Below are 10,464 nucleotides of genomic sequence, written 5' to 3' on the forward strand. Positions count from 1 at the left end.
GAGGTCCGGGCGAGCAAATAGCTATCGCGACAAGCATCGCCAAGCTTCTCGATTTCGTGCGCGCATCACTCCGCCGGCTGCGCTGCGCCGCTCTCCGTCGTGTCGCTCTCCTTCTGCCGGTCTGACTGAAGAAGATCATAGAGAACCGGCGTCAGGAACAACGTCAGCGCAGAGGCGACGGCGAAGCCGCCGATGATGACGATACCGATGGAGAACCGGCTCTCCGCCCCCGCCCCCGACGAGAAGACGAGCGGCACCGCGCCCAGGACCGTGGACAGCACGGTCATGAGGATCGGGCGCAGGCGCACGGCGGAGGCTTCGATCACCGCGTCGCGCACGGATCGGCCTTGTTCCCGCAGCTGATTGGCGAACTCGACGATCAGGATGCCGTTCTTGGCCATGAGGCCGATCAGCATGATCATCCCGACCTGGCTGTAGATGTTTATTGCTTCGCCAAGCACGAAGAGTGTCGTCAGTGCCCCGGCGACCGCGAGCGGCACGGACAGCAGAATGATGACCGGCTGCACGAAGCTCTCGAACTGGGCCGAGAGAACGAGGAAGACCACCAGCAAAGCCAGCGCGAAGGTGACGAGGACGCCGCCCGAGGTTTCCTGGAATTGCTCGGCCTGACCGGAGAAGGCGATGGACATCTGCGACGGAAGTTCGTCGGCCATTGCCTCGACCTTCGAGACAGCCGCGCCAAGATCGACGCCCTCCGCGAGCGAGGCACTGATTTCCACCGAAGGCTGGCGGTTGAAGCGGTTGAAGGCCGCCACCGAGGCACGGCGTTCAAGCTCCACGAGGCCGTCGAGAGGCACGAGGTCGCCCGCAGCGGTGCGGATGTTGAGCCCGCGCAGGTTGTCGGTTGTCGCGCGCAGCTCTTCGGGCGCTTGCAGGATGACGGGGTATTGCCTGTCCTGCTGGATGTACTCGGTCACGTCCGCTGAGGCGAAAAAGGTCCGCACCGAATCCGAGATGGTGCGCGCGTCGACCCCGATGGAGCGGGCCAGTTCGCGGTTCACGCGGATGTCGAACCCGGGCGTGTTGACCTCGTAGGCCCGGCGCACGCCGACGATGTCGCCATCCTCGCGCATCGCCTGTTCCAGCTGCGCGGAATATTCCGCCGCCTGCTCGAAGCTCGGTGCGGTCACGATGACTTCGAGGCCCGAGCCGGATCCGGCGCTAAGCCCGGAGGGCGCGAAAGAGCGGACGCTGGCCAGGGTGATCTCGCCGAACTTCGGGCGAAGTTCGTTGACGACGTCGCGCGGCCCCATGTCGCGCTCGCCCCACGGGGCCATCGTCGCGACGACGAAAGCCCGGCCCGTCTCGCCGTATTGGCCGACGATCGAGATCGAATCCTCGACAATGCCCTCCTCGCGATAGGGAGCGATCAGATCCTCCACCTGTCGCACCGCCTCGTCGGTCAATCCGAGCGCGGAGCCTGCGGGAGCCGAGATGCTCACGAAGAAGATGCCACGATCCTCTTCCGGCGTAAGCTGCGAGGGAAGGTTTTGATAGAGCGTCCAGGACGCGCCGGTCATCACCGCGGCAATGCCGATGATGAGGAGTGGCGCGCGGATCGCGCGGGTCAGAAGACTTTTGTACCCGTTCGAAAGGCGCGTGTTCGCCGAGTGGACGATCCGGGCGAAGCGGCTCTTGTTCATCCCCGGTTTCAGAACGCGCGCCGCGATCACCGGACACAGTGAGAGCGCCACGAAAGATGACACCGCCACCGCGATGGCGAGGGTGATCCCAAACTCGGAGAAAAGCTTGCCGATTTCGCCCTGCAGGAAAGACAGAGGCACGAAAACGGCGATCAGCGTGGCGGAGGTCGAGACGACCGCGAAGAAGACCTGGTTCGCACCCTCCCGCGCCGCCTCTCCGGGCGGATCGCCTTCCTCGACGCGGCGCTCGATATTCTCGAGCACGACGATGGCGTCGTCGACGACGAGCCCGATGGCGAGGATGAGCGCGAAGAGGGTCAGGATGTTGATCGAGAACCCGGCGATGGCGATGCCCGCGCAAGCGCCCAAAAGCGCGATCGGGATGGTTACGGCCGGCACGATGGTCGCGCGGATGGAGGTCAGGAAGACGTAGATCACAGCGACCACGACACCGACCGCGATGGCGAGCGTCGAGAGCACCTGCCGGATCGAGTTGTTGATGAAATCCGCATCGTCGCTCGAGATCTCGAGCGACGTGCCGTTCGGAAGGTCGGGCTGGATGGCCTCGACCTCTGCGTTGATCGCCTGCGAGATCGAGAGCGTGTTGGCCGAGGATTGCCGCAGAACGCCGAGGCCGATGGCCGTCTCGCCATTCGCGCGGAAGTAGGAATCGTCGCTCTCCGTGCCGATCTCGACGCGGGCCACGTCGCCGAGCCGGGTCTGGAAGCCCTCCGTCTCGCGTACGATGAGATCCTCGAAATCCTCGACGCTCGCGAGGCGCGTCTGAGTGCGGAGAAGATAGGTCCGCGAGGCGCTTTCGATCTGCCCCGCAGGCAATTCGAGATTGTTGTTCCGAAGGGCCTCGCTGATCTCGTTCACGGTGATGCCGCGCGCAGCCATGCCGTTGGGATCGAGCCAGACGCGCATCGCGTAAGGGCGATCGCCGTAGATGTTGACGGCAGCGACGCCCGACAATGTCTCCAGCCGGTCGGTGATGAAGCGGTCCGCGTAATCGGTCAGCTCCGTCGCATCCATCCGGTCCGATGTCATCGTCATCCAGATGATCGGATCGCCCTGGCTGTCATTCTTCTCGATCTCGGGTTCGTTGGCCTCTTCGGGCAGATCGCCGGACACCGCTTGCACAGCCGCCCGAACATCCGATGCCGCCTGGTCGATGTCGCGGCCTTGCCGGAAGGTGATGACCGTGCGCGAGCCGCCGAGTTCCGCGTTGGTGGAGATCCGGTCGATCCCCGCGACCGTCGAGATCGCGCCTTCGACGACCGAGGTGATCTCGGAATCGACAACGCCGGGGCTCGCGCCCGTATATTGCACGCTGACCGTGACCTGCGCGGTGGACGTGTCCGGCAATTCGCGGACCGGCATCCGCGTCAGGCCCGCGATGCCCAGCACGATGATGAGGATCGACATCACCGTGGCGAGCACGGGACGGCGCAGGCAGAGATCGGGCAGCGTCATTCGAGCGCCTCCTCGGGTACGTCCTCCGAGATGGTCACCGAGGCCCCGTCGCGCAGGTTGCCCCAACCGGCCACCACGACCTGATCGTTTTCCTCGATGCCGTCGGTCACTTCGGTGAGTGAACCGACCGAGCCTCCGAGCGAGATATCGGTGCGCGTTGCGGTGCTGTCCGCGACGGTGAAGACGTATGTGGACGATCCCTCGCTGATGATCGCATCGTCGGGCAAGGCGAGACCCTCGTAGGTGTCGAAAACGAGCCGGGTCTCGGCGAACATGCCACCCACGAGCCGGCGGTCAGTATTCGTAATCTCGGCGCGCACATCGAAGCTGCGCGAGCCGGGCTGAACAGTGCTGTCGCGCACCACGACCTCGCCCTCAAAGACGGAATCGGGATAGGCGGGAACCGTCGCCTCGATCATCTGGCCCGGCGCGACACGCTCGAAGTACCGTTCGGGAAGAGATATATCGACCTGAACGACCGACAGGTCCGAAAGCCGCGCGACGACCGACGAGGTCGACAGGTATGCGCCCTCATCCACATCCATGAGGCCGAGCGTTCCCGAGAACGGCGCGGTGATACGGCGATCCTCGAGCGCGGCACGGGCCGACATGAGCTCGCCCTCGGCGCGGGCGAACGTGGCGCGCGCCTGTTCGAGCTGCCGTTCGGCGGCGGTATTGGCTTCTGCCAGCTCCTCGACGCGGGCGAGGTTTTGACTGGCCTCGTCGAAGGTTGCCTCGGCGCTGCTGACCGCGGCCTGTTGGGCGCGATCATCGAGTTGCAGAACCAGTTCCCCTTCCTGAAGCTGCGCGCCCGAGCCGGCGGCGACTTCCGTCACGCGTCCCGCGGCAGCTGGGGTCAGTTCGACGTCACGCAGCGGCATGATCGTGCCAACCGCAGAGACCGCCGTTTCAAGCTCGCGCCGCTCGGGCTGCGCGACGCCGACCGGTGTCGCGCTCTGGCCGCCTTGCTGAGAGGACTGGCTGGCGGAGCTCTGCGAGGACAGGAAATATTCCGTTCCGAAGATACCCGCCGCCGCGCATAGGCCTGCCACGCACAAACCTCCGATTATCTTGAACAGCCGTTTCACGATCCGGCCTCCTTGATTTGTTCAGGCGGAAATCCGCCGCGTTGATCGTGTAAGGTGAGGCGAGGGCGTGTCCGATCAAACGATTGGCCTTGATCTGGCGTAAACGTGAGGAGGCCGCCCGGAGAAGGAACTTTTTCGCGCCTTGCGGTATTGCACCTCCCCGCGCGCCCGATTTCTCTCGTGGTGACTATGAAACAGACGCACGACATCCGAACGTCCGAGCTTCGTGTCGCTGGATGGAATATCCATCGCGGTCGCGGTCAGGATCGCGTGGTCGACGCGGAACGAACCTTGCGTGTCTTGTGCGACGAGGTCTGCGCGCAATGCCCGGACGTTCTCGTGCTGGAGGAAGCCGATGAAGAGGCGCGGCCGCATCGCGGCATTCTCGACATGGCCCGGCTGGAACAGGAAACGGGCCTTCGGAGCGTGCACACCTTGCCTGTGCGGCGCTGGAGCGGGGAAAGTCACGGGTTTCTAGGTGTGATTGTCCTGATGGCCCCGGATTTCGAGGTCGAAGGGGTGACGCTTCTCGATCTGCCGGGGCAGTGTCATCGCGGCGCGGTGATCGTCGATGCAAGGCGCGGCGGCGTGGCGCTGCGCCTTGTCGGAACGCATCTGTCGCTGTCCCAGCCGTTGCGGATCGTTCAGATGCGAACGCTTGGGCAGCATCTCGCGCGCCGGCAGAGCCGGCCTCTCATTGTGTGCGGGGATCTGAATGAGTGGCGGCCCTGGGGCGGGATGGCGTTTTCGCATACGGTATTGGGGCTTTCGCTCCGCGGACCTGCCGTCCGGACTTTTCCGGTCGGCTGGCCGGTCCTGCCGCTTGATCGAATTCTTGCGGGCGAGGGTGCACGCGTGGCGGACGCGCGGGCGCTCGACGGGCCCGGCATTCGCATCGCCTCCGATCACCGCCCCCTGCTGGGACAGGTCGTCATCGGCGGCTGACGGCCGGAGCGGCTTTTCATGCACAATCACGCAGACTTGCGCGGCGAAGGTGGCAGCTGGCACGCATCCCGCTTGACGCAAGTACTGATGCACTAATTCATGCCAACATGGTCGACGTTCATCAGACTGTTACACAAGACCCGAGGCCGCTTCGCGCACCGAGCGGACCGGGTGCCGCGTTCATCGCCACCGCGCTTCTTGGCGCGGGCGGCGTCGCTGCGGTGTCAAGCTTCGTTCTGGACTCGGGTTCCGCCGCGTCGGGCGCGGCCGTTCTGGCCTATCTCCTCGCGGCCGCGATCGTCTTTCGCGCATTGATGCGGAGTTATCCTCACTCGCAACTCGGAATCTGCAACTTCGTGACGCTCGTCCGTCTGGTGCTCGTTGCCGCGCTGGTTTCGGTCGTCCTCGCGGGGGGCGCGATCTCTTGGACGCTGTTTGCCACCGCCTGCGTCGCGCTGGCGCTCGACGGCGTGGATGGCTGGGCCGCACGGCGTCAGGGCCTGAGTTCAGCTTTCGGCGCCCGGTTCGACATGGAGGTCGATTCCGCGCTGGGGCTGGTGCTCGCGTTCAACGCGGCGATGACCGGTCCTGCTGCGGCGATCATCCTCGGCCTTCCAAGATATGCCTTCCTCATCGCAGGCTATTTCTACCCTTGGCTGATGCGCAATCTGCCTGACCGGTTCAGCCGCAAAGCCGTCTGCGTTCTTCAACTCGGCGCGCTCATCGCGTTGCAGGCTCCGATCCTGCCGGATGTGCTTGCCGCGCCGCTGGTCGGCTTTGCGCTCTTGGCGCTGGCACTGTCCTTCGGTCGCGACATCATTTGGCTTTGGCGGACGCAACGGTGAGCGGACGGATTTTGCGCGCGGGGCTCGCGGCGCTCCTCATTCACCTTGCGCTGATCCTGCCGAGCCATCCTGCCGGGCTGAGCTGGGTCGCGCTGTTGCGCGCGCCGCTCGAACTTCCGGTCATCCTGGCGGCGCTCCTCTTCGTTCCGCCCGGTCGGGCAGCATGGGCTCTGCGCGGTGCGATCGTTCTCGCCTCGACGCTGCTTGTGCTCCTCAAGATCGGCAATATCGCAATGGTTTCAGCCTTGGGGCGCGGCTTCAATCTCGTCGCGGACTTCCCGCTGATTGAAGCGGGGTTCCGGCTCTTGGTTGGAGCGATCGGTCCCATTCTCGCGACACTCAGCGCATTTGGAGCGTTCGTCGCCATGATCCTCGCCGCGATGGGTCTTTGGTGGGCAAGCGGGGTCTGGTCCCGGATCAAGGCGAAACGCCCCGTGACGCTTGGCGCGGCCTGCCTGTCGATTGTCGGCGCGGCTCTGATCGTGGCGGATGCCGGTCAAGCACTCGGCAGGTGGAGCCTTCCGTGGCAGATGCCCGGCTCCTCCACGCGGAACGCGGAATTCGCGGTCAAGCAGACGGAACTCGCGAGCCGCACGATCCGCGAATTGCGCGGGTTTGCGCGGCTGGCCGCCGAGGATGCTTTCGCCGACCGGCACGGACTTCTGGATGCCATCGACCGTGACGTCTTGATCGTTTTCGTCGAAAGCTACGGCCGGGCGAGTTTCGACACCGAACTCTATGCCGCAACGCATGTTCCCACGCTTCGGGCCGCGCAGGAGACGCTCGGGCAAGAAGGGCTGGCGATGCGTTCAGGCTGGCTCGAGGCGCCGACGCGTGGCGGGCAGAGCTGGCTTTCGCATGCGACCTTCGCCAACGGTTTGCGCGTCGCCGACCAGATCAGCTACCGTGCGATGCTGGCGAGCCCGCGCGAGACGCTCTTTCACATCGCCGGGCGGTCGGGATTCCACACCGCCGCCGTTATGCCGCAGATCACGCTCGATTGGCCCGAATCCTCGCGCATGGGCTTCGAGACCGTGCTGGCCTCGTCCGATCTTGGCTATAAGGGTCTGCCCTTCAACTGGGTGACGATGCCCGACCAGTATACGTACTCCGCGCTCGACCGGATGCTGCGGAACGATACGTCCGACCGTCCGGTCTTCGCACAGTTTGCGACCGGCACATCCCATGCGCCCTGGGTGCCGATCCCGGATCTCATCGGCTGGGACGAGGTCGGGGACGGACAGGTTTTCAACGAGATGGCCTTGTCCGGCGATACGCCGAAAGAGGTCTGGCTCGACCGGGACCGCGTGCGCGATCAGTACCGCAAGGCAATCGACTACGCGCTGCGTGTCACCTTCGACTATGCCGCCCTCCATGCCGATGATCCGCCGCTGATCCTCGTGATCGGGGACCATCAGGCGGCGGGGTTTGTCGCGCTCGACGAAAGCTACGACGTGCCGATGCACGTCGTCGGCCCGCCGGAGCTTGTCGCGCGGATTGAGAGCTGGGGCTTTTCGGATGGCCTCGTTCCCGATGCCGCGTTGCCCGTACGGCCGATGGGCGAGATGCGTAATCTGATCCTCGAAGCCTTCACCAACGGTGCGGATGCGGGGACGGGCTCATGAGGCGCGTGACCGAAAAGATGCCGTCTTGGCTGCCGCGCGCGATGCAGATCGCGATAGGCGGCGCGCTGCTGGTGCTTCTTTGGCAATCTGCCGATGGGCGCGCGGCACTGGAAAGCCTTGCCGGGGCTGATCCGGTCTGGCTGATCGCCGCTTTCGCCGCGCTCTCGGTTCAAACCATCCTGTCGGCCTTGCGCTGGCGCCTGACCGCCGCGCAACTGGGGATACGGCTGGGACGGCTGCATGCGCTTGGCGAATATTACATGGCGCAGCTTGTGAACCAGTCGCTGCCGGGCGGCATGATCGGCGATGCCGGCCGGGCAGTGCGCGCGCGAGGACAGGCCGGACTTTGGGCGTCGGGCCAGGCGGTGATCTTCGAACGGCTCGCCGGGCAGGTCGCGATGGTCTTCTTTCTGGCGCTGGGCGTTCTGGCAACGCTTGCCGTTCCGGGCGGTCTCGACTGGCCGGCATGGCTCCTCTGGCCGACGCTGACGGCGTTGGCGCTCGCCTTGCTTTCGCCGCTGGCGCTTTTGGGCGCGCGTCGGTTGCCCGGCTCGGCGGGGCAGGGCGCGCGCGTTTTCGCCGGCTCGGTGCACCGGGCGCTGCTGGACCGCGACATCCTGCCGGCCCAGATCGGCCTCAGTCTGGGAACGGCGCTATTCAATCTCGCCGGCTTCGCCTTTGCGGCGAAGGCGGTCGGTATCACGCTCGGCCTCGGAGCGGTCGCGGCACTGGTGCCGCTGATCCTTCTGTCGATGCTGATCCCGCTGTCCGTGAGCGGCTGGGGCGTTCGCGAAGGCACGGCCGCGGTGCTTCTGCCGCTTGCGGGCGTAGCGACAAGCGCCGCGCTCGCCGCCTCCGTCGCCTTTGGTCTTGTTTTCATCGCGACCGCGTTGCCGGGTCTCGCCGTGCTGTGGCTCAGCCCCTCGCGGACCGGCCAAAAGCCCGCCGAGGCAGAGACAGGACCAAGGGACGCAGCTTCGGGTCTTGCCAGACGCGGCTCCCGGCCTAGGCTCGGACCACCAACGGAGAGAGTATCATGACCTCATTTCCTCTGACACGAAGACGTCTTCTCGGCACCGGTGCGGCTGCACTCGGGGCAGCATCCGTCTTCGCACCCTCGCGCCTCTGGGCGCAATCGGCGGTGAGCCTGCAACTGTCCTGGCTGCATTCGGTGCAGTTCGGCGGCAGTTACATCGCGCAGAACCGGGGATTCTGGTCGGATAACGGGCTCGAGGTCTCGCTCCTGCCGGGAGGCCCCAACGCACCGGTGGAGCCGCCGGTCGTTTCGGGCACGGCGCTCGTCGGGATTTCGGCGGCGGACTACACCGCAGCCGCCGTCGAGGAGGGCGCGCCCTTCAAGATCCTCGGCGTCGCGATGCAGAAGAATCCGTTCGTCGTCGCCTCGCTCCCCGAGAATCCCGTGAACGAGCCGGCCGATCTCGTCGGCAAGCGGATCGGCATGGCGCTGGCCAATACCCCGATCCTCGAGGCGCTCTGCACGCTCAACGACGTCGACATCAACGATATCGAGATCGTGCCGACGCAATATTCCGCCCAGCCGCTTCTGGCGGGAGAGGTCGACTGCCTTCTGTGCTGGGAGACCGATCTGCCTGTCGCGATGGCTGTAGAGGGCGTCGAGAGCATCACCATGCTGCTCGCCGATTACGGATATGCCGTGCACTCGCAGACCTACATCGCGACAGAGGACAGCCTTGCCAATCGCCGCGAAGAGCTGGTCGCGCTCATGCGTGGCGAGGTGATGGCCTGGGACGCCTACCGCGCCGATACCGACGCGGCGGCCGAGCTGACCCTCGAGATGTATCCCGATGCCGGGCTCGATATCGAAGCGCAGCGGATGCAGGCCGAACGGCAGGTGCCGCTCATGTTCTCGGAGCTTACGGAAGCCAACGGCTTCGGCTGGTGGACCGACGAGACCGTGGCCGCGAATATCGAGACGCTGGCGCTTTTGGGACGTGACGTGTCACCCGATCTCTGGGATCGCTCCATTCTCGAAGAGGTTCATGGCTCCTGAGACGCCGCCACCCCGCATTGCCTGCGAGGGTGTGACGAAGATCTTCGCAGGCGGCACGGAAGCCGTGCGCGACGTGAATCTGACTTTTGAGCCGGGTCGCACGACCGCGCTTGTCGGGCCGTCGGGCTGCGGGAAGTCGACGCTTCTGCGCCTGATCGCGGGGCTTGAGACGCCAACCTCGGGCCGGATCGACATCGCGGGTGCGCCGCCATCCGAGACCTTGCGCCATGCCGGGCTCTCCGTGGCCTTCCAGGATCCTTCGCTGCTTCCGTGGCGTAGCGTGCGCGGCAATATCGAGCTGGCGCTCCAGCTCGCGCGTCAGAAAGCGGCGGATCGCGAGGTCGAGGACCTCATCGATCTCGTGGGCCTTGGCGGGTTTGCCGAGGCGCGTCCGGCAGCGCTCTCCGGTGGTATGCGCCAACGCGCGGCGATCGCGCGGGCCCTGGCGACGCGGCCGGGTCTTCTGCTCCTCGACGAGCCCTTCGGCGCGGTGGACGAGCTGACCCGGCAGCAGCTTGCGCGCGATCTGCCGAAGCTCTGGGAGGCGCGGGGCACGACCACCCTCCTCGTCACCCATTCGGTGAGTGAGGCGGTGCTGTTATCGGACCGGGTGATCGTGCTCACGCCGCGACCTGCCGAGATCGTTGCCGACATCGCCATCGACCTGCCGCGCCCGCGCGATCCCGACGGGCTGCGTGCCCCCGACGCGGCGGCGCTGATCGACCGGGTCGTCGCGGCCCTCAGCGAAGGGATGGCGCTGCCGGACCGGGGCATCGCGGCGCAATGAGC

At 65.7% G+C, this 10,464-nt stretch carries 8 protein-coding genes; 6 read left to right on the forward strand and 2 right to left on the reverse strand.

What is annotated here, in order from left to right:
* Positions 1–65: 65 nt before the first annotated feature.
* Together BM171_RS08595 and BM171_RS08600 are read right to left on the reverse strand one after the other, a co-directional pair.
* Entirely contained in the window at positions 66–3,140 is a 3,075-nt protein-coding gene (locus tag BM171_RS08595) for an efflux RND transporter permease subunit (protein ID WP_093010655.1), read from the reverse strand.
* Positions 3,137–4,192, reverse strand: coding sequence for an efflux RND transporter periplasmic adaptor subunit (locus BM171_RS08600; protein ID WP_175497520.1), 1,056 nt, complete (start codon positions 4,190–4,192; stop codon positions 3,137–3,139). The genes BM171_RS08595 and BM171_RS08600 overlap by 4 nt, the downstream gene beginning before the upstream one ends.
* 225 nt (positions 4,193–4,417) lie before the next feature.
* Here BM171_RS08600 and BM171_RS08605 point away from each other — a divergent pair, with 225 nt between their 5' ends.
* From BM171_RS08605 to BM171_RS08630, 6 genes are all read left to right on the forward strand, one after another.
* The gene (locus BM171_RS08605; protein WP_139218685.1) at positions 4,418–5,173 is read left to right on the forward strand and encodes an endonuclease/exonuclease/phosphatase family protein; all 756 of its coding nucleotides are present in this window, start codon (positions 4,418–4,420) and stop codon (positions 5,171–5,173) included.
* A gap of 107 nt (positions 5,174–5,280) precedes the next feature.
* Positions 5,281–6,018, forward strand: a complete 738-nt coding sequence (locus BM171_RS08610) for a CDP-alcohol phosphatidyltransferase family protein (RefSeq protein ID WP_093010659.1) — start codon at positions 5,281–5,283, stop codon at positions 6,016–6,018.
* Entirely contained in the window at positions 6,015–7,643 is a 1,629-nt protein-coding gene (locus BM171_RS08615; RefSeq protein WP_245760215.1) for a sulfatase-like hydrolase/transferase, read from the forward strand. The genes BM171_RS08610 and BM171_RS08615 overlap by 4 nt, the downstream gene beginning before the upstream one ends.
* The gene (locus BM171_RS08620) at positions 7,640–8,683 is read left to right on the forward strand and encodes a lysylphosphatidylglycerol synthase transmembrane domain-containing protein (RefSeq protein ID WP_245760216.1); all 1,044 of its coding nucleotides are present in this window, start codon (positions 7,640–7,642) and stop codon (positions 8,681–8,683) included. Before BM171_RS08615 ends, BM171_RS08620 begins: the two co-directional genes overlap by 4 nt.
* Positions 8,680–9,675: an ABC transporter substrate-binding protein gene (locus BM171_RS08625; RefSeq protein ID WP_093010663.1), complete on the forward strand. Its 996-nt coding sequence runs from the start codon at positions 8,680–8,682 to the stop codon at positions 9,673–9,675. The genes BM171_RS08620 and BM171_RS08625 overlap by 4 nt, the downstream gene beginning before the upstream one ends.
* The gene (locus BM171_RS08630) at positions 9,665–10,462 is read left to right on the forward strand and encodes an ABC transporter ATP-binding protein (RefSeq protein WP_093010665.1); all 798 of its coding nucleotides are present in this window, start codon (positions 9,665–9,667) and stop codon (positions 10,460–10,462) included. Before BM171_RS08625 ends, BM171_RS08630 begins: the two co-directional genes overlap by 11 nt.
* Positions 10,463–10,464 lie beyond the last annotated feature (2 nt).

The organism is Roseivivax halotolerans, assembly GCF_900115815.1.
Classification (GTDB): Bacteria; Pseudomonadota; Alphaproteobacteria; order Rhodobacterales; family Rhodobacteraceae; genus Roseivivax; species Roseivivax halotolerans.